20 protein-coding genes are annotated in these 19,387 nt (G+C 52.7%); all 20 read left to right on the plus strand.

What is annotated here, in order from left to right:
* Nucleotides 1-7 precede the first annotated feature (7 nt).
* Nucleotides 8-268: an acyl carrier protein gene (locus AC07OE_RS11305; protein ID WP_495070663.1), complete on the plus strand. Its 261-nt coding sequence runs from the start codon at nucleotides 8-10 to the stop codon at nucleotides 266-268.
* Nucleotides 269-271: 3 nt separating this feature from the next.
* Nucleotides 272-1,963, plus strand: coding sequence for an AMP-binding protein (locus tag AC07OE_RS11310; RefSeq protein ID WP_495070664.1), 1,692 nt, complete (start codon nucleotides 272-274; stop codon nucleotides 1,961-1,963).
* Complete coding sequence (locus tag AC07OE_RS11315) at nucleotides 1,956-3,113, plus strand: MBOAT family O-acyltransferase (protein WP_495070665.1); 1,158 nt, start codon at nucleotides 1,956-1,958, stop codon at nucleotides 3,111-3,113. The genes AC07OE_RS11310 and AC07OE_RS11315 overlap by 8 nt, the downstream gene beginning before the upstream one ends.
* A 45-nt stretch (nucleotides 3,114-3,158) precedes the next feature.
* Nucleotides 3,159-3,368 (plus strand): hypothetical protein, encoded by a 210-nt coding sequence (locus tag AC07OE_RS11320; RefSeq protein ID WP_495070666.1) that lies wholly within the window; start codon nucleotides 3,159-3,161, stop codon nucleotides 3,366-3,368.
* An 11-nt stretch (nucleotides 3,369-3,379) separates the two neighbouring features.
* A complete protein-coding gene (locus tag AC07OE_RS11325; protein ID WP_495070667.1) occupies nucleotides 3,380-4,558 on the plus strand; it encodes a hypothetical protein in 1,179 nt (392 codons plus the stop codon).
* A 35-nt stretch (nucleotides 4,559-4,593) separates the two neighbouring features.
* Nucleotides 4,594-5,865 (plus strand): hypothetical protein, encoded by a 1,272-nt coding sequence (locus tag AC07OE_RS11330; protein ID WP_495070668.1) that lies wholly within the window; start codon nucleotides 4,594-4,596, stop codon nucleotides 5,863-5,865.
* Nucleotides 5,866-5,872: 7 nt separating this feature from the next.
* A complete protein-coding gene (locus AC07OE_RS11335) occupies nucleotides 5,873-6,817 on the plus strand; it encodes a glycosyltransferase (RefSeq protein ID WP_495070669.1) in 945 nt (314 codons plus the stop codon).
* A 92-nt stretch (nucleotides 6,818-6,909) separates the two neighbouring features.
* Nucleotides 6,910-8,004, plus strand: a complete 1,095-nt coding sequence (locus AC07OE_RS11340; protein ID WP_495070670.1) for a glycosyltransferase — start codon at nucleotides 6,910-6,912, stop codon at nucleotides 8,002-8,004.
* Entirely contained in the window at nucleotides 8,001-9,239 is a 1,239-nt protein-coding gene (locus tag AC07OE_RS11345; RefSeq protein ID WP_495070671.1) for a glycosyltransferase family 4 protein, read from the plus strand. Before AC07OE_RS11340 ends, AC07OE_RS11345 begins: the two co-directional genes overlap by 4 nt.
* A complete protein-coding gene (locus AC07OE_RS11350) occupies nucleotides 9,236-10,114 on the plus strand; it encodes a dTDP-4-dehydrorhamnose reductase family protein (RefSeq protein ID WP_495070672.1) in 879 nt (292 codons plus the stop codon). The genes AC07OE_RS11345 and AC07OE_RS11350 overlap by 4 nt, the downstream gene beginning before the upstream one ends.
* Before the next feature lie 2 nt (nucleotides 10,115-10,116).
* The gene (locus AC07OE_RS11355; RefSeq protein WP_495070673.1) at nucleotides 10,117-11,127 is read left to right on the plus strand and encodes a polysaccharide biosynthesis protein; all 1,011 of its coding nucleotides are present in this window, start codon (nucleotides 10,117-10,119) and stop codon (nucleotides 11,125-11,127) included.
* Nucleotides 11,120-12,241 carry a non-hydrolyzing UDP-N-acetylglucosamine 2-epimerase gene (gene wecB / locus AC07OE_RS11360; RefSeq protein ID WP_495070674.1) on the plus strand — a complete coding sequence of 374 codons (1,122 nt, stop codon included), beginning with the start codon at nucleotides 11,120-11,122 and terminating at the stop codon, nucleotides 12,239-12,241. Before AC07OE_RS11355 ends, wecB (AC07OE_RS11360) begins: the two co-directional genes overlap by 8 nt.
* A 176-nt stretch (nucleotides 12,242-12,417) precedes the next feature.
* Nucleotides 12,418-13,365 (plus strand): Wzz/FepE/Etk N-terminal domain-containing protein, encoded by a 948-nt coding sequence (locus AC07OE_RS11365; protein WP_495070675.1) that lies wholly within the window; start codon nucleotides 12,418-12,420, stop codon nucleotides 13,363-13,365.
* Nucleotides 13,344-13,547 carry a hypothetical protein gene (locus AC07OE_RS11370; protein WP_495070911.1) on the plus strand — a complete coding sequence of 68 codons (204 nt, stop codon included), beginning with the start codon at nucleotides 13,344-13,346 and terminating at the stop codon, nucleotides 13,545-13,547. Before AC07OE_RS11365 ends, AC07OE_RS11370 begins: the two co-directional genes overlap by 22 nt.
* On the plus strand, nucleotides 13,540-14,661 hold the full coding sequence (wecB, locus tag AC07OE_RS11375; RefSeq protein WP_495070674.1) for a non-hydrolyzing UDP-N-acetylglucosamine 2-epimerase: 1,122 nt from the start codon (nucleotides 13,540-13,542) through the stop codon (nucleotides 14,659-14,661). Before AC07OE_RS11370 ends, wecB (AC07OE_RS11375) begins: the two co-directional genes overlap by 8 nt.
* 18 nt (nucleotides 14,662-14,679) lie before the next feature.
* Nucleotides 14,680-15,588, plus strand: a complete 909-nt coding sequence (locus AC07OE_RS11380; protein WP_495070676.1) for a UDP-glucose 4-epimerase family protein — start codon at nucleotides 14,680-14,682, stop codon at nucleotides 15,586-15,588.
* Complete coding sequence (locus tag AC07OE_RS11385) at nucleotides 15,588-16,151, plus strand: sugar transferase (RefSeq protein WP_495070677.1); 564 nt, start codon at nucleotides 15,588-15,590, stop codon at nucleotides 16,149-16,151. Before AC07OE_RS11380 ends, AC07OE_RS11385 begins: the two co-directional genes overlap by 1 nt.
* A gap of 40 nt (nucleotides 16,152-16,191) precedes the next feature.
* Nucleotides 16,192-16,539: an H-NS histone family protein gene (locus AC07OE_RS11390; protein WP_495070678.1), complete on the plus strand. Its 348-nt coding sequence runs from the start codon at nucleotides 16,192-16,194 to the stop codon at nucleotides 16,537-16,539.
* Nucleotides 16,529-18,394: a polysaccharide biosynthesis protein gene (locus AC07OE_RS11395; RefSeq protein WP_495070679.1), complete on the plus strand. Its 1,866-nt coding sequence runs from the start codon at nucleotides 16,529-16,531 to the stop codon at nucleotides 18,392-18,394. Before AC07OE_RS11390 ends, AC07OE_RS11395 begins: the two co-directional genes overlap by 11 nt.
* Before the next feature lie 89 nt (nucleotides 18,395-18,483).
* Complete coding sequence (argB, locus tag AC07OE_RS11400; protein WP_495070680.1) at nucleotides 18,484-19,383, plus strand: acetylglutamate kinase; 900 nt, start codon at nucleotides 18,484-18,486, stop codon at nucleotides 19,381-19,383.
* Nucleotides 19,384-19,387 lie beyond the last annotated feature (4 nt).

Consider the following 19,387-nt stretch of genomic DNA (forward strand, 5'->3'; position numbering starts at 1 on the left):
ATATTGAATGAAAATGACCACAGAACAAAAATTGATGACCATCATCAGAGATCTGTTTATGGGGGGAGATGCTGAAGCAGGTATTGATCCCGGCGATGATTTCATCGAGGTAGGAATTTGTGACTCTCTTGGGTTGGTCAGGCTGGCGACCGCGTTGGAGGCAGAATTTCCGGGAATTCGCATTCACGATCAAGAAATCAACAGAGAGACCCTTGGTAGTTTGTCGCTGCTGTTGGAGTTTGTGCCGGAAAAATTGGAAGAACTTTAATATATGACGTCAGTTACGCAGGGGCGCGTGAGTGAGTCAATTGGGGATCGCTTCCTTTCCCTGGCAGAAATACAGCCGGATCGAAAATGGTGCACGTACTACGCCGGCCCCGAATATTGCATAGATGTTACATACGGCGAACTTAAAGAGCGTGCGCTGCAGTACGCCGCTGCGTTTGGTGATGGCTTCGGAAAGAGGATAGCTGTCTGCCTGTATCCGTCACGGGATCTGCATGCTGCATTTTTGGGGGCTATGCTGGCCGGGCATGTGCCCGCCATGATGCCTCCTTTCTCGTCAAAGACTGAGCCGGAGAAACTGCGTAAGACAATTGTCCATTTCCTGGACAGCATGGCCCCAGAGATGTTGGTCATCGATAATGAAACATTGTTCCGACTGAAGGATGCCAGCGTGCAGCTGCCTTCTGGAGTCGGAGTGATATCGCCATCGGATGTCGCAGCCCGGTGTATTGCGCCCAGCGTTCAGCGGCGCGGGGCAGATATTGCGTTCATCCAGCACTCATCTGGCACGACCGGACTCCAGAAGGGCGTTGCATTGTCCCACCACAGTGTTGTCCGGCATTTCGAAGCCTACAGCAACGCCATTGCACTGGATGCGAAAACGGATGTCGTTGTAAGCTGGCTTCCGCTCTACCATGACATGGGATTGATTTCGTGTTTTATTGTTCCGATGCTGGCCGGTATAAGCATTATTGAAATTCCGACGCTCACGTGGGCTGCAAAACCCGGCCTGCTATTTGATGCCATTACCAAATACAAGCCGACGCTGTGCTGGTTGCCAAATTTCGCATACACATATCTTTCGCAGGGGCTACAGCGTGCGATCGGGGCGGCCAACTGGAACCTGAGCAGCATTCGCTTGTGGACCAACTGCTCAGAACCCGTTACATGCCAGAGTCAGGAAAAATTTTTGCAGGCATTCGAGGGCATTGGCTGCACGCGCGCTAGCTTGGGTGCATCTTATGCCATGGCGGAAAATGTGTTTGCAGTGACCCAGCTGACAAATTCCATGGATGCGTTGTTGGAAGTCTCCAAGGAGGCGCTGGCCAGTCGTCAGGTTCTTCCACCATCAGGTAGCGAGGATGTTCGGATATTGGTCAGTTGCGGGCGTCCGGTTGCCGGCGTCAGCCTGAAGATATTGGAACCTGAGTCCGAATTGGAATCTGTGTCTGCAGTTGGCGAAATCGCCATCAAAAGCGATTTCATGTTTTCAGAATACTGGAACAATCCTGAAGCGACGGCCAAAGCATTTACTGCGGATGGATACTACCGCACCGGGGACTCCGGCTTCGTCAGCAACGATGCGGTGTATGTTACTGGCCGTCTGAAGGACATCATCATCATTCAGGGCAAAAACCTCCACGCCGGCGACATCGAGGAGCTGCTGTTCGGCATTCCCGGACTGATACCAGGGCGAGTCGTTGCGCTTGGACTTGCAGATGACGCAACCGGATCAGAACGGCTGGCCATTCTGGCGGAAACCGAATTGGCAGAAGAGTCGGAAAAGAAAATCGTGGTCAGCAAAATCAGGACAAAGATCACCTACGAATTGGGCGTGGCGGCATCATTGATCCGGCTTCTGCCTCCCAGATGGCTGATCAAGTCCACGTCCGGGAAGATGGCGCGCAAGGAAAACAAAGAAAAGCTGATGAAAATTATTGAGGCCAAAAATGTTTAGCTGGAGTATCTACTGGTTTGCCTGCATATTTACCGGCATAGTGGGCGCCACCGCTAAATCACAGGCTGCTAACAGGATTTTTCAAATCATGCTGTTGGTAGTCAGCATGGGGCTTATTTCGATGGGGCTCAAAGTCGCGCCGGTGCCATTGGCGATCCTGTTTGGATTTGCCCTTATTTCAGTCTTGCTCATACGCATGCGACTTTCCGTGATGTGGGTACTGATACCTGCTGTGCTTTTGTGGGCAGTGGCCAAGTGCATCGGCTTTGTGCTGGTTCCTGCATTGCCGCTGGCCGGGTTTGTCGGCATTAGCTATTTCGTTGTAAAACTGTTGACCTTCCTGCGCGACTACCAGAGTGGGCTGGTCAAGAATCCAAAACCCATAACCGTTCTGAATTATCTGTTTTTCGCTCCCACATTCCTTGCGGGGCCGATGCACTATTACCGTGAATTTGACAAGTCAGTCAAGGATCCAAAGTTGCCCAGTCCGAACCAGATTATTCCGCTGGTTTTCCGGATACTTTGGGGGGCGACCAAGACGCTGGTGCTGTCGCCACTTCTCGCACCACACGGATTGCCTGTCCCGGATGGACTCAGTGTCTCAGGCTTGGAATTTTTGATCAGGGCACTTATATTTACATTCCAGCTCTATTTCGAGTTCTCTGGATACAGTGACATGGCGATAGGATCCTCAAAACTGATGGGAATACAGACACCAGAAAACTTCAATAACCCGCTAATATCTAGGAATATTGTCGAATTCTGGCAGCGATGGCATATTTCCCTGATGCGGGCAATTACTAGCTATGTTTATGTCCCGTTGGCCCGGAAGTTTGCGACTGTCAAGGGTGCTGGCCCCAAGCTTACGATGGCTGTTGTAACCGTCGCAGCATTTGCCGTTTCTGGATTCTGGCATGGCGCGAGTGTGAATTTCATTCTTTGGGGTATTTACAATGCGCTGATCATTGTTGCCTACGAGATGTGTCGGCCATATCTTGCGGGATTTAATAAATTGCAAATCTTTACCGGGCCTTTTATGCAGTGGGTCGTACGTGTATGCTCAGTATGCACGACATTCTTCTTTATTTCACTGGGCTGGATTCTGTTTAACATGAATTCGCTTTCGTTGCGGCAATCTATAGGGCTTTAAATCAAGATGGTTCGGTTAATTAATCCGGAAGACTGGTTTCTTGTAATGGCCATTCTGGCGGGAGTAGTGACATTCCCGTTCATTGTCGCGTGCATGGCCCTAGCCTTTAAGGTGCCTTTGAACAGGATATTCAACAAGGAAGTAATAGGAATATTTTTCCAGTTGTTGGGGATTGTGTTTTTCTCGCTATTGCTGATGCAGGTCAGCATTTTGTCGGATGGTATGGGAGCCAATCTGATTTACGGCCGATTTTGACTCCCTGAATTATGAAAACGCAGCAGTACTCGAATGTCAATGTCACACGCGGAATAATATTGTTTCTTTTCGCGGTGCTCTGGTGCGAAATTATCTTGCAAGTAGGGATATCACACTGGTCGGGCAAACCGTTCACGTCATTTCATCCTTACCAATGGTCACCTTATGGTTTGGTGCGGAATAATCCGAAATTCAACTCGCCGGGATACTCGATCAACGGAAGCGGGTTCCGTGAGTTGAGGGAGTACAGCCAGGTAAAGCCGCCTAATACCATCAGGGTTATGCTTTTGGGCGGGTCAGTGCTGTACGCCGGCTTGGGGGGGACTCCATTGCCGGGCGTGCCCAGAGTTACCTCGGCAGAGACGATATCGCAGTATCTGACTGAAAATCTGAACCAAGCGACCGTATGCCGGGGAAAAAAAGTAGAGGTAATCAATGCGGCGGTCAATTTTAACCGCATATCCGAAATAACTCCCGCCTATCTGGATGACTATATCAACTGGGATCCGGATCTGATTATTGTCGGTTCATCGCTAAATAACTTCGCCGGCGGGATCACCGCCAATTCCAGGCTGCTGGGACGTCATCCGTGGGAGGCGGAATTCCAACGCCTTGTGAATGATACTGGGATGGTCTCGACCATTGAGGTCGTGACGCGCCGGTTGTCGGATAACCTTGCCACTGTCGCGGTGGCTGGAAAAATTGTCCAGAAAATCGGCATCTTCATCGAACCGATATTGAAAAGGGGCGCCTCCGCAGAGATGGGCAGTTCTGCCCGGACCGAGGAAAAAAACACGGATGCACTGAATGCCAAGAACCTCGAAAGATTTCGCAGTTACGCCAGCGCCATGCTCGCGGCTTCAAGGACACGGCATCAAGATGTTGCATTTTTCTGGGAGCATGATTTGTGGCATGCTGAATCTTTCAAGCCGCTGTCGAATGAAGAAAACCAGATAAAGGCGCTCAATCCGAATCTTGAAAACCCATTTTACTGGCAACAGCGTGATTGGGTGCGCAAATTTGCGAAAGAGATGAATGCAGGTTTTATTGACCCGCAATCAGAAATGTCTAAGTACCGCGATACGATATTCATCGATTATGGGCACTATACAGCTGGCGGTAATAAATTCATGGCGTCAGTTATTTCTGACTGGATTCTCAGGAATGATCTGTGCGGTCATATTCAATAACCGCGATGTAATTTCACGCAATATTGAATCCGGTAATGGGTGAGATTCACAGAAATTTCGTTGCATTGATGTTGGTGCTGCTATTGCTGATTGTCAGCATGGCGGAGTCTGTCTTTGGGATGTCGTTCCGCCATGCTGTGACCATCGGCTTTGCATACTACGTTGGCGTTTGTCTTGCGTCTCGCAAATTCAAAATTCCGAAGAATGTTTTTCTTTATCTCCTGTTCCTGACAGTCTACACCTTGGTGTATTACCTCGTCGGCTCTGGCAACAACCTGATCGTTCACTTGCTGACAATATGCTACGGTGTTGCGGGACTGTACATTGTCATGCTGGCATTGAAATTTGATATCGCTTCAGTCTGGCGCTGCGTGTTTCTCTTTTGGATGATTATGCTGCTGTCGCTGGCGGTCGAGTTGGTGTTGGCAATGTTCGGGTACCAGGGGCTACTTTCAAGCATTTTTCCTGAGGCTAACCGCGCGTTTGGCTTGCCCGCGTACAGGTCAATATACAACACTTTCAGCAGCCATTTCGGTCTGGGTTTTGATGGCTTGAATTCCGTGAGCCTGCAGGCCCAGGCTTACGGGCAGTTCTGCATCATGCTGACCATCCTCGGTTTCTCATATACGACCAAGACTGTTCAAATGGGGCGAATGACAAGGTGCTTTTGGTTTTTGCTGGTTCCTTTGGTTTTGTACTCCTCCAGTCCCAATATCACCGCCGGAGTGATGTTCGCGTTCCTAATTTGCTATGTCCTCTTCATTAAATTCTATATTGGAATATATTCCGCCGGCAAGTTCCTGATGTTAATGGCAGTGGTTGCCACGTTCATGTCAATTTATTATCTAGCGGATTTCGGTTTTGTGAGATCATATCGCGCGGATGACCTGTATGACCTGTTTGTCGGACGTCAGCTCGAATACATGCTGACCAGGACGCCCATGGACTACCTCCTGGGGGTCGGGTTGCAGGAATATTATGACGTCGCTCCTGATTTTGAAATCGCTTATCTCTCTTACCTGAGCATCTCTGGGCTGGTGTTCGGCGGAGTCAATCTCTTTCTGCTGCTTCATTTCACTATCAAGTCTTTGCGGCAGGTTAAAACGGAAAATGCCACCCGGCCTGACGGCGGGTTGGCGGAGGTTCAGGCTGCCAATTTGCTGTTCGTCCTTTCGATGTTCTTGTCTTCCATTCACTTCCCTGTGATTACGAGCTATCTCGGGAGTGGTTTATTTATTTTCCATCTGGCTTTCGGGTTGTACATCCTGAATGCCAAACACGATCCTCTGAGTCGGACGGTGTATTAATTGCCATATGAATAATAAATCCCCACTGGTTTCCGTTGTGATCCCCACTTACAACCATGCTGATTATCTGAAGCAGGCTGTCGACAGCGTGCTTGGGCAGGACTATCCGAACATCGAACTCATAGTGCTGGATGATGGTTCTACCGATGGAACGCACGCCGTGCTGGAAAGTTACGGGAACCGGTTCTACTGGGAAAGCCAGAAAAATATGGGCCAGTCTTCCACTCTGAACAAGGGGTGGAGCATGGCCAAGGGCGAAATCCTGGCCTATCTTTCGGCTGATGATTTGTTGCTGCCACGTGCCATCACCCGCTCTGTTGAGTGTCTGTTGAGTCATCCTGAGGCAGTGCTCAGCTATTGTGATTTTGATTTGATAGATCCCGGTTCGCGGGTCGTCAGGCGGGTGACCGCCCCAGAATACAGTTACATGGAAATGGTCACGAAATTCATTTGCGCCCCAAGTGCCGGTGCTTTTTTCTGGCGTGCGCCGTTCCTGAAGACCGGCGGATGGAACACCGAGATTCACCGGTTCCCGGACTACGATTGCTGGCTGCGCCTGGGTCTGCAAGGGCAGTTTGTTCGGATCCCTGAGTCACTCGCGGCATTTCGCGTACATGACGGCTCGCAATCCTTTTCCGAAACCCCGGTGGATCGTGCCGAGGAGGCGCTACGGGTTATTTCCGGCTTTTATGAACTTCCGGATTTGCCAGCGGAGGTGCTGGCAGTGGAACATCAGGCCATGGGGAATGCACACCTGCTGGTTGCACAGTTGCATCTGCGTGCCGGTCGGTACCTGATGGCCTTCAGGGAGATGGCTTCGGCGGCCCGTCTGTCACCTGGCAGTTTGATGAGCGTCCGGTTTTTGAGGATGTTTGTGAACGGGCTGTTCAATCGATACGCGCACAAATTCCTCTGGAGAATCCGGAGTCGCGGTGCCACCCCGTCTAACTGATATTTTTTCGAATCTTCTGAATCGATGCGCCGGGCCCATGCATGCACGTACTTAACGTAAATTCCTCAATTGATTTCGAAACCGGTGGGGGCATGGCTGAGCGTACATTTCAGATGAGCCGTGCTCTGGCGCAAGCCGGTGTCCGGTGTACGGTACTGACCATTAACACCGGCCATGATTTGGAGCGCGAGGAGTCACTCAAGCCGGCGGACGTCGTCGCCATGCCTTTGTTGTGGCGCCGGTTTTACGTTCCGCGTATCAGCTGGCGTGAAATCAAGGGCTTGGTTGACCGTGCCGATGTGGTCCACCTGATGGGGCACTGGACGTTGCTGAATGCCATTGTCTATATCGCCGCTCGACGTGCAGGCAAGCCGTACGCCGTGTGTCCTGCAGGGGCACTGCCGCTTTTCGGTCGTTCTGCATGGTTGAAGAAGAGTTACAACCTCATTATCGGTAATGCGATTGTCCGGAACGCGTCGGCGTGGATTGCTGTTACTGCGGGTGAATTCCCCCACTTCGAGGCGTATGGCGTACGTTCGTCACAGGTGACCGTGATTTCCAATGGGGTATGTGAGGAAGACTTTCCTCCGGTGGATACTGAGGCATTCCGAGCCAGGAGAGGCTTGCCGGAGGTGCCGACCATACTGTTCATGGGGCGGCTCAATCCAATAAAAGGGCCCGATCTGTTGCTGAGCGCGTTTTCCCGAGTGCAGGGGCGTATTCCCGACCATCACCTGGTTTTTGCCGGCCCTGACGAGGGAATGCAAGCGGGCTTGGTCGGGTATGCCGCGAACAATGGCCTGGCGGAGCGCGTGCATTTTCTGGGATTCGTAGGGGGGGCCGACAAGGCTGCCGCCTACCAAATGGCAAGCATGCTTGTGGTGCCATCCAGGCAAGAAGCCATGTCGATTGTCGCCCTTGAGGCTGGCGTGTGTGGTACCCCAGTCATGTTGACTGATCAGTGTGGATTTGGCGAGATCCGGAGCCTGGACCCTGGACTTGAAGTGCCGGCTACAACCGACGGAATATCCGGGGGGCTAATCTACCTGCTCAACCGGCCAGAACTGATAGACCGGGTGGCGATCGAGTTCCGGGAATTCGTGCTGAAAAGGTATACCTGGACCGGCATGGTCTCGGAATATCTGGATTTATATGGAAGGATTCAGGCTGAGGTGGCGACCACATGAGAGTGCTTGTCGTCTCGCAATATTTCTGGCCAGAGAACTTTTCTGTCAATTCCGTAGTCGCCTCATTATTGGAGCGGGGATTGGAGGTGGACGTCGTAACCGGGAAGCCGAATTACCCGGAGGGTACGGTTTATTCCGGCTATCGTGCCCGGGGATGCCAGACGGAATCGTGGAACGCCGCGACAGTTTTTCGCCTGCCCATACTGCCTCGTGGATCCAAAAGTGCGTTGAGGTTGATGCTCAACTATCTGTCGTTTGTGATATCTGGATTGCTGCTGGCGCCCTGGATGTTGCGCAAGCGCCGGTACGATGTCGTGTTTGTCTATGCCCCGTCGCCGATATTGCAGGCGATACCTGGTATTTTCCTTGGGTGGTTGAAGCGTTGTGGGGTCATTCTCTGGGTGCAAGACCTGTGGCCTGACAGTCTTTCCGCGACCGGATATGTGCACAGCCCTTTGATATTGGGCATCGTCCGGCGGGTCGTGCGTTGGATATATTCGCACGCGGATTTGTTGTTGTTGCAATCCAGGGCATTCGAAGCCCCGGTTGCTGCGCTGGCGCCTGGCAAGCGGCTCGCCTATTTCCCCAATTCGGTGGATGCGGTGTTTGCTGCGCCCTCAGACAAGGACGCTGACCTGCCCGTGGTGCCGGCACTGGATGAGGGATTCGCGGTGATCTTTGCCGGCAACGTGGGTTCCGGCCAGGCCGTGGATGTGATCGTTGAGGCGGCAGAGTTGCTTAGGGATATCACGCAAATCCGTTTCGTTGTTTTTGGCCAGGGCAGTAGCTGGGCATGGATGCGTGAGCAGGTAGAGGCAAGGGGGTTGACCAATTTACATTTGCCGGGTCGACTCCCTGTAGAAACCATGCCGGGTTTGATGCAAAAGGCCGGCGCCTTATTGGTGACCCTTGCAGACCAGCCGGCGTTTGCCCTTACTGTGCCAAACAAAGTCCAAGCCTATATGGCCGCGGGGCGGCCGATACTGGCTTGCCTCAACGGTGAAGGTGCACGGTTGGTCACGGAGGCTGCAGCCGGTTTGAGCATACCGGCGCAAGATGCAGGCCGGCTCGCTGCGGCGGTGATGCAGCTATATCAGATGCCCGCCGAGGCCAGGGCGCAAATGGGGATCAACGGGCGGCGCTATTACGAAGCGCATTTTCATCATGACAAGTTGATTGATGATTTGGTGGAACACTTGGGCGCCGCATCCAGAACGAAGGGGAGTGTTGTATGAAAGTATTGGTATTCGGTGCAAGCGGAATGATTGGCAGCGCCATGTTTCGCGTGCTTAGCGCTCATAAAGACTTGCAGGTCTGGGGCAGCATGCGCTCCGATCAGGATGCCAAATATTTCCAGCCTGGCGAACAGCAGCAGCTGGTTGCAGGCGTGGATGTGGAAAAGCCGGATGCCTTAGTGCGGATATTTTCCCGGGTGAAGCCGGATCTGGTGGTCAATTGCATTGGCCTAACCAAACACCATAAAGAGGCTGAGGATCCGCAGCTTGCACTGCCGCTCAATGCGCTGTTGCCTCACCGCATGGCAGACATTTGTGCCCTGTCTGGCGCCCGATTAATCCATGTGAGCACGGACTGCGTATTCTCCGGCGATAAAGGTAATTATTCGGAAACCGATGTGCCGGACGCGGCTGATGTATACGGCAAGTCCAAGCAACTGGGTGAGGTCGATTACCCGCACGCTTTAACATTGCGCACCTCAACGATAGGTCATGAGTTGCATAGCGACTATGGTTTGCTGGAATGGTTTTTATCTCAGCAGGGGCGCTGCAAAGGCTTTGGCCGCGCTATATTCTCGGGTCTGCCTAACACAGAATTTGCCCGCGTTGTTAGCGACGTGGTGATCCCCCGTCCTGAGTTGCACGGCCTGTACCATGTCGGGGCGGCGCCAATCGACAAGTATGAGCTGCTTCAACTCTTCGCCAGGACTTACGCGAAGTCGATCGATATCGTTCGCGATGACGCGTTCAGAATGGACCGCTCGCTCGATTCGAGCCGCTTTACACGGGCAACGGGCTACCAGGCCGCACCCTGGCCGGAGTTGGTGCAGGCCATGTACGCAAGCAGAGAATACGGAAAAACCAGAACGGAATAAGCATGTTTAATGACAAGGTATTGATGATTACCGGCGGTACAGGTTCGTTTGGACAGACCGTCTTGAAGCGTTTCTTGGCGACCGGTGTGCGTGAGATCCGCATCTTCAGCCGGGACGAAAAAAAGCAGGAGGAAATGCGCATTGCGCTCAATCACAGCAAGCTGAAATTCTATATCGGCGATGTGCGCGTGTGCGACAGCGTGAGCCAAGCGATGAAGGGCGTGGATTATGTGTTCCATGCTGCCGCCCTGAAGCAGGTGCCTTCGTGTGAGTTTTATCCGATGGAAGCGGTCCGGACCAACGTGCTGGGTACCGAGAACGTTATGAATGCGGCCATCGCCAACAATGTGAGCCGGGTGGTTGTGTTGAGCACGGACAAGGCCGTGTATCCCATCAATGCCATGGGCATTTCGAAGGCGATGGCTGAAAAGCTCATGGTCGCCAAGGCCCGCACCTTGAGCGAAAACGAAACCGTTTTGTGCGCCACACGCTACGGCAACGTGATGGCCTCCCGCGGGTCAGTCATTCCGTTGTTCGTCTCACAACTGAGGGAAGATAAGCCGTTGACTGTGACCGATCCGAATATGACGCGCTTCCTCATGTCGCTGGAGGACTCTGTGGATCTGGTCTTGTACGCCTTCCAGCATGGGAAACAAGGGGACCTGTTTGTGCAGAAAGCACCGGCCTCGACAGTGGCCGATCTGGCTCAAGCACTCAAGGAAATTTTTAAGAAAAACAGCCCGATTCGGGTCATCGGCACTCGGCATGGCGAGAAGCTATACGAGTCACTGATTTCGCGCGAGGAAATGGCCAAGGCGGAAGACATGGGCGACTACTATCGGATCCCCGCCGACAACCGGGATCTAAACTACGCGCAGTACTTCAGTGCAGGGGAGGAAAAGTTGTCGCATCTGGATGACTACACGTCACACAATACCAAACGGCTGGATGTCGAGCAGATTAAACAGTTATTGTTGAAGCTCGATTACATCAAGGAAGAATTGCATGCTTAAAGTCATGACCATTGTGGGTACCCGGCCCGAACTCATCAAGATGAGCCGTGTGATTGCCGAATTGGATCGACATACCCGCCATGTGCTTGTTCACACGGGACAAAATTACGACTACGAACTTAATCAGATCTTTTTCGAAGATTTGAAAATCCGTAAACCAGACTATTTTCTGGGTGCGGTGGGAGAAACCGCTGCACAGACCATCGGACAGGTCATCATGAAGTCCGATGAAATATTTGCCAAAGAAAAGCCAGATGCAGTGATGCTTTATGGAGACACCAATTCTTGCTTGGCAGTGATTGCAGCTAAGCGGCGCAAGATACCGGTATTTCACATGGAGGCGGGCAACCGTTGCTTTGATCAGCGGGTGCCCGAAGAGCTCAATCGCAAGGTGCTGGATCATTTGAGTGATATCAACCTCGTGCTAACGGAGCACGCCCGGCGTTACTTGATTGCCGAAGGCATTAGGCCAGAGACAATCATAAAAACCGGTTCGCACATGGATGAAGTGTTAAAGCATTACATGCCGAGCATTGAGCAGTCGGATGTGGTGCAACGGCTAGGCTTCAAGCGGGGCGAATTTTTCGTGGTCAGTGCGCACCGTGAAGAGAATGTGGACACGCCGGAGAATCTGCGTGATCTAGTCACCACACTCAACGCGCTGGCCAGCACCTATGGTTTTCCTGTCATCGTGTCCACCCATCCTCGAACCCGCAAGCGGCTAGATGCTTTGGGTGTAACAGATATCCACCCGTTGGTGGACTTCGCTAAGCCGATGGGTTTTTTCGACTTTGTGAAGCTGCAAATGGAAGCAAAGTGTGTGGTCTCGGACAGCGGCACCATTACGGAAGAATCCACTTTGCTGAGCATACCTGCGATCACAATCCGCTATGCGCATGAGCGCCCCGAGGGAATGGATGAAGGTACACTGATTATGTGTGGGCTCAAGACCGGGGAGGTGCTCGATGCAGTCAAAGTGGTTTGCGAGCAATTCGCTGAGCATGGCCCAATGCGTCAAGTGGGTGATTACTTGGCCCCGGCGGTCTCACGCAAAATTGTTAGGTTGGTAATGAGTTATGCCAGTTATGTGAACCGCACGGTTTGGCGGCAGTGAGATCCATGTCAATTTTATATTTGATATAAGTGCGTGCACGGTTCAAGTCCCATAGTCGATACTTGAAGTAGTGACATTTTTTGAGTGTGCATTTGCATGCGCACATGCTTACTCATTTGATTTGATCGGGTGGCTTGCCCTTCAAATGACATGGTTTGCATTCAATAAAGTGAAAAATGAGTACCTTAATACATCAAAATGAAGAATATGGTTTGCTGGATCTGCTCTTGCTTGTGGCTAAAAATATCCGGCTATTGATTGGCGCTCCAATACTGGTAGGTGTTATGGCTTTGGGTATTACATATATCAAGCCTCAGAGTTTTGTCAGTCAAGCCTTGCTACTTTTGCCAACACAAACACAAACACAAACACAAACACAAACACAAACACAAACACAAACACAAACACAGGCAAAAATCCTAACACCAGCGCAAGTCGTCACGATTATTACATCGCCTATCGTATTGGATCCCGTAGTTCAATCTATGGGATTGCAGGGAAATGCTGGGTTGGAAAAGGCGCGTAAAGATTTGTCTGAAAAGATCAAGTGCACCGTTGGCAAGGATGACTTACTCCGTTTGGAAGTAGTCGGGGAAAGCCCTCAAGAAGCGCAGGCAATCTCCAATGCGGTAATCGATGCATGGTTAAAAAGTACGTTACCCCGTGATTTTGAACGCCAGATATTGGAGGAGCAGTATGCAAGCTCGCAAATACGCCTCAAAGCCGTCAATTTGTTGCTGAATCGTATGGTGGCGGATTTGGCTGTATCTTCAGGGAAGCACTCAACTGTTGGCAGATTGGAAAACAGTGTGATAGACGTTGGCCAATTGCAAGCCCGCTATTTGACCGATTCGCTGAGCATCGCCCGAGAATTAAAAGGATTGACACGTGATGTGCTTATACAGACCCCTACGCTTCCTGTCGCCCCTGTCGCAATGAAGAGGGCGATGATCGCTACCTTGTCAGCTGTTGGAACGGGTTTTATTTTGCTTTTATTTATTTGTGTGCGTCAAAATTGGCGAGATGCAGCTGCGAAGCCCGAAACTGCCCGTAAACAAGCAATCCTATTGCGTTCTTTGGGGTTTATGTCCAAAGGTGAGCAATTACTGGATCGGTCAACGTAGCTGCTACACGTCATCCTGCCGACAACCGGGATCTAAACTACGCGCAGTACTTCAGTGCAGGGGAGGAAAAGTTGTCGCATCTGGATGACTACACGTCACACAATACCAAACGGCTGGATGTCGAGCAGATTAAACAGTTATTGTTGAAGCTCGATTACATCAAGGAAGAATTGCATGCTTAAAGTCATGACCATTGTGGGTACCCGGCCCGAACTCATCAAGATGAGCCGTGTGATTGCCGAATTGGATCGACATACCCGCCATGTGCTTGTTCACACGGGACAAAATTACGACTACGAACTTAATCAGATCTTTTTCGAAGATTTGAAAATCCGTAAACCAGACTATTTTCTGGGTGCGGTGGGAGAAACCGCTGCACAGACCATCGGACAGGTCATCATGAAGTCCGATGAAATATTTGCCAAAGAAAAGCCAGATGCAGTGATGCTTTATGGAGACACCAATTCTTGCTTGGCAGTGATTGCAGCTAAGCGGCGCAAGATACCGGTATTTCACATGGAGGCGGGCAACCGTTGCTTTGATCAGCGGGTGCCCGAAGAGCTCAATCGCAAGGTGCTGGATCATTTGAGTGATATCAACCTCGTGCTAACGGAGCACGCCCGGCGTTACTTGATTGCCGAAGGCATTAGGCCAGAGACAATCATAAAAACCGGTTCGCACATGGATGAAGTGTTAAAGCATTACATGCCGAGCATTGAGCAGTCGGATGTGGTGCAACGGCTAGGCTTCAAGCGGGGCGAATTTTTCGTGGTCAGTGCGCACCGTGAAGAGAATGTGGACACGCCGGAGAATCTGCGTGATCTAGTCACCACACTCAACGCGCTGGCCAGCACCTATGGTTTTCCTGTCATCGTGTCCACCCATCCTCGAACCCGCAAGCGGCTAGATGCTTTGGGTGTAACAGATATCCACCCGTTGGTGGACTTCGCTAAGCCGATGGGTTTTTTCGACTTTGTGAAGCTGCAAATGGAAGCAAAGTGTGTGGTCTCGGACAGCGGCACCATTACGGAAGAATCCACTTTGCTGAGCATACCTGCGATCACAATCCGCTATGCGCATGAGCGCCCCGAGGGAATGGATGAAGGTACACTGATTATGTGTGGGCTCAAGACCGGGGAGGTGCTCGATGCAGTCAAAGTGGTTTGCGAGCAATTCGCTGAGCATGGCCCAATGCGTCAAGTGGGTGATTACTTGGCCCCGGCGGTCTCACGCAAAATTGTTAGGTTGGTAATGAGTTATGCCAGTTATGTGAACCGCACGGTTTGGCGGCAATAAATCACCAAGAGCGATCGGATGACAATACTCGTAACAGGAGCGCGTGGATTCGTAGGCACTGCGTTGCTAAAACGCTGGCAGATGCAGCCATCCGGGTTGACGAGTAGGTTGGTATTTTCTACCCAAAGAATGTGTGCGGATGCGGATTTTTCTCGCGAACTTCAAGATGTGGATGTGATAGTTCATTTGGCTGCCCGTGTCCATCATATGACGGATTCAGCGCAAGATCCTTTGACGGAATATAGAGCAGTCAATGTCGATGGAACTCGCGTACTGGCATTGCAAGCTGCACATGCCGGCGTGAAGAGGTTTGTTTATGTGAGCTCAGTTAAAGTAAATGGCGAAGCGACGAAAGCTGGCCGCCCATTTCTAGAGACCGATGCTCCCGCGCCGATAGATGCCTATGGGATAAGCAAATGGGAGGCTGAGCAATGTTTGCGGGCGCTGGCCGCAACCAGCGATATGGACGTTGTAGTGATTCGTCCTCCGTTGGTTTATGGGCCAGGGGTTAAGGCAAATTTTTCTAAGTTGATGAAGGCTATTGGCCGCAAGTTGCCTCTCCCATTCGGTGCGATATCTAACCAGCGCAGCTTGGTCTCCATCGAAAATTTAGTCGACTTCATTGATATTTGTGTTAGCCATCCGGCCGCTGCGAATCAAACTTTTTTTGTCAGCGATGGGCGTGACCTGTCGACCACTGAACTGGTGCGTGAGCTAGCTCGGGCAATGGAGGTTGAGGAGCGCTTGGTACCAATACCTGCATTTATTTTGACAGTGGCAGGGGCTGTTCTCGGAAAAACGGACAAGGTGCAACGCCTATGTGGCAATTTGCAAGTAGATATTTCAAAGGCGCGTAATCTTCTGGGGTGGACTCCGCCATTCTCTGTGGAGGCCGGCCTGCGCAGTGCTGCGTCGGCAATTGCATAATGTATAAAAGACTGTTGGACGTCGCGCTTGTAGTGTGTGCTGTGATAGTGTTTGCCCTGCCATTGCTATGCATTGCTGTGCTGGTGCGCATTACTTCACCTGGTCCAGTTTTGTATTGGTCAGATCGTGTTGGGAAGAAAAATCAAATATTTTTGATGCCGAAGTTCCGAAGTATGCGTGTGGATACTCCAGCTGTGGCCACACATCTTTTGGTTGATGTGGACTCTTATCTCACGCCAATTGGCAGTTTCATTCGAAAAACAAGCTTGGATGAACTCCCGCAGCTTTGGTGTATTCTTTGCGGGGATATGAGTTTCGTAGGCCCTCGCCCTGCCTTGTTCAATCAGCAAGATTTAATCGAGTTGCGTACCCAATATGATGTGCATAGTCTGGTGCCCGGATTGACAGGATTGGCGCAAATTAATGGTAGGGATGAGCTTCCAATTTCTGAGAAGGTTGCACTGGATGTGGAGTATCTACATCATCAATCTTTGATTTTAGACGTCAGAATTATTCTTTTGACTGCTGTAAAAGTATTCCGTCAGGATGGGGTTTCGCATTAAACTGGAAGGTGTTGTAGGTAAGTCTGTATTGGAGATAAACATGTCTAATTTGATTGATATTCAAAACCAAATTGAAAAGCTGCAAAAGCAGGCGGATGAAATTAAGTCCAAGGAGTTTAGTGGCACGGTACAGGAAATACTGGCCAAAATGCAGGCGTTTGGTATCACGGTCAAAGATTTGCGAGCAACCAAGCCTACCAAGGCCGGGCGCAAGGTCAAAGCTGAAAAGGCTCCCAAATCTACCAAAAAGGTTACTGTTGCCGTGACTCCTAAGTATCGTGGCCCCAATGGAGAGACTTGGTCTGGCCGTGGTTTGACGCCGAAATGGTTGTCAGCCCAGATTGCGCAGGGCCAGACCAAGGAATCTTTCGCCATTAATGCTCAATAGTCGCCGGGTCCTTGCTTGGCCGCGCCCCGCCAAGCGCTTGGCAGTCATAGCTCTAGATGTGCTCTTGGCGTTGGTGGCCACTTGGGTTGCCTACGCTCTTCGCCTGGATAACACCTATTACCCTATCGGGGAGCAGTGGTGGGTGTACGGGGTTGCGCCATTGCTGGCAACTCCCATCTTTGTGCGGTTTGGCCTATACCGAGCTATTTTCCGCTACACGGGGCAAGCTGCCTTGGTGGCTACCGGCAAGGCCGTCGCCCTCTATGCCTTGTTGCTGACAGCTGTACTGCTGTGGCAACAATGGCAGGGAGTGCCTCGCAGTTTGGGGTTATTGCAACCCATTGTATTTCTGCTGCTGGTCGGAGCCAGTCGTGCGTTTGCCCGTTTTTGGTTGGCAGGTTTGGCTGGGCAGTCTTTGGGCAGATCTGGGCGGCTTTTGATATTTGGTGCGGGGTCCGCAGGAGCCCAAACCGCAGCCGCTTTGGGCTTGGCCCGCCATTACATTTTGGTGGGTTTTGTAGACGATGACGCCAGCAAGGATGGACGCAGCATCAATGGTGTTGTGGTGCATTCCGCAGACAAATTGCTGCAACTGGTGCACAGCGAGGGCATTACCGACATCCTCCTTGCCATGCCCAGCGCAACCCGTGAACGGCGCAACCAGATCATCCAATCCTTGCAGGGGCTGCCAGTGCACGTGCGCACGCTACCCAGCATGGCGGATCTGGCCAGTGGCAAGGTCACGGTGCAGGACATTCACGAGTTGGACGTTGAGGATCTGCTGGGCCGTGAACCCGTGCCGCCCAATCCGGCTTTATTGGCGCGGGATCTGGCCAATCAAGTGGTCCTGGTCAGTGGTGCCGGAGGCAGCATCGGCGGCGAATTGACCCGGCAGATCGTCCTGCAGCATCCACGCCAGTTGCTGCTGCTGGACCACAACGAATTTGGCCTTTACGCCATCCACCAGGAGCTGGAGGCGATTTGCAAGGCCCAGCAGTTGTCTGTGGAGCTGGTGCCTTTGCTTGGCAGCGTGACCAATCCCGAGCGTCTGCGTGCCATCTGTGACGCATACCAACCCGCCACGGTCTACCATGCGGCCGCCTACAAACATGTGCCCATGGTGGAGAACAACCCCGGCGAGGGCGTACGCAACAACGTGTTCGGCACCCTAAATATGGCGCAGGCCGCGGCGGCCAGTGGGGCCAAACGATTCGTCCTGATCAGCACGGACAAGGCTGTGCGCCCCACCAATGTGATGGGTGCCACCAAGCGAGTGTCCGAACTGGTGTTGCAGGCGCTCGCCGATGCCAATACAGGGACCTGTTTTTCCATGGTGCGCTTTGGCAATGTGCTGGGATCCAGCGGTAGCGTGGTCCCCCTGTTCCGCAAGCAGCTCGCAGCGGGCGGGCCGTTAACGGTGACTCACGAAGAAGTCACGCGTTATTTCATGACGATTCCCGAAGCCGCGCAGCTGGTGTTGCAGGCCGGGGCCATGGGGCAGGGCGGCGACGTGTTTGTGCTGGACATGGGCCAGCCCGTCAAAATCATGGACTTGGCGCGGCGCATGGTGCAGCTATCCGGTCTTTCGGTGCGCGATGCTGCGCACCCCACGGGCGATATCGAGATTGCCGTCACTGGCTTGCGCGTGGGGGAGAAGCTGTACGAAGAGCTGCTGATCGGCGACAACCCGCAGCCCACGGTCCACCCGCGCATCATGAAAGCGCATGAGCCCTTCATGCCTTGGGCTGCGCTGCAGCAGGAGCTGCAGGTGCTGATGCAGGAGGCCAATGCCAATGACGCGGTCGCCATCAAAGCCTTTATGTCCCAGCACGTGCAGGGCTACAAGCCCGCATAGTTGTCTTGCCGTAGGGATGCCGCAAGGATTTGCCTTGGCATTGCGGCACAATTTGCGCTTCATTCCCCGACTCATTACGGACCTCGACCATGTCTGACTCCAGCGCACCGTCCTCCATTGCCCCTTTTGACAAGGCGCAGATCCTGGCCCAGGCCTTGCCCTATATCCGCAAGTTTCACGGCAAGACCATGGTCATCAAGTACGGCGGCAACGCTATGACCGACCCGGCGCTGCAAAAGGCCTTTGCCGAAGATGTGGTGCTGCTGAAGCTGGTGGGCATCAACCCCGTGGTGGTGCACGGCGGTGGCCCGCAGATCGAGAGCGCGCTCAAGCGCTTGGGCATGCAAGGTCAGTTCATCCAGGGCATGCGTGTGACCGACGGCCCTACCATGGAAGTGGTGGAGTGGGTGCTGGGTGGCGAAGTGCAGCAGGACATCGTGGGCCTGATCAACCAGGCCGGCGGCAAAGCCGTTGGCCTGACCGGGCGCGACGGCGCTATGATCCGCGCGCGCAAGCTCAAGATGCTGGACAACGCGGATCCTAGCAAGGAACACGATGTGGGTCAGGTGGGCGACATCGTCAGCGTGGACCCCAGCGTGGTCAAGGCGCTGCAGGACGATGCCTTCATCCCCGTGATCAGCCCCATCGGTTTTGGGGAGCACAACGAGAGCTACAACATCAACGCCGACGTGGTGGCCGCCAAGCTGGCCACCGTGCTGCGGGCCGAAAAACTCATGATGTTGACCAACATCAGCGGCGTGCTCGACAAGGCCGGTCAGCTAATGACCGACCTGACCGCCAAGCGCATCGACGAGCTGTTTGCCGACGGCACCATCAGTGGCGGCATGCTGCCCAAGATCGCCGGCGCGCTGGACGCAGCCAAGAGCGGCGTGAACTCGGTACACATCATCGACGGCCGCGTGCCCCACGTACTGCTGCTCGAAATCCTGACCGACCAGGCCTTCGGCACCATGATCCGTTCGCATTAATTTG

The sequence above is a fragment of the Rhodoferax sp. GW821-FHT09E07 genome, assembly GCF_059416145.1.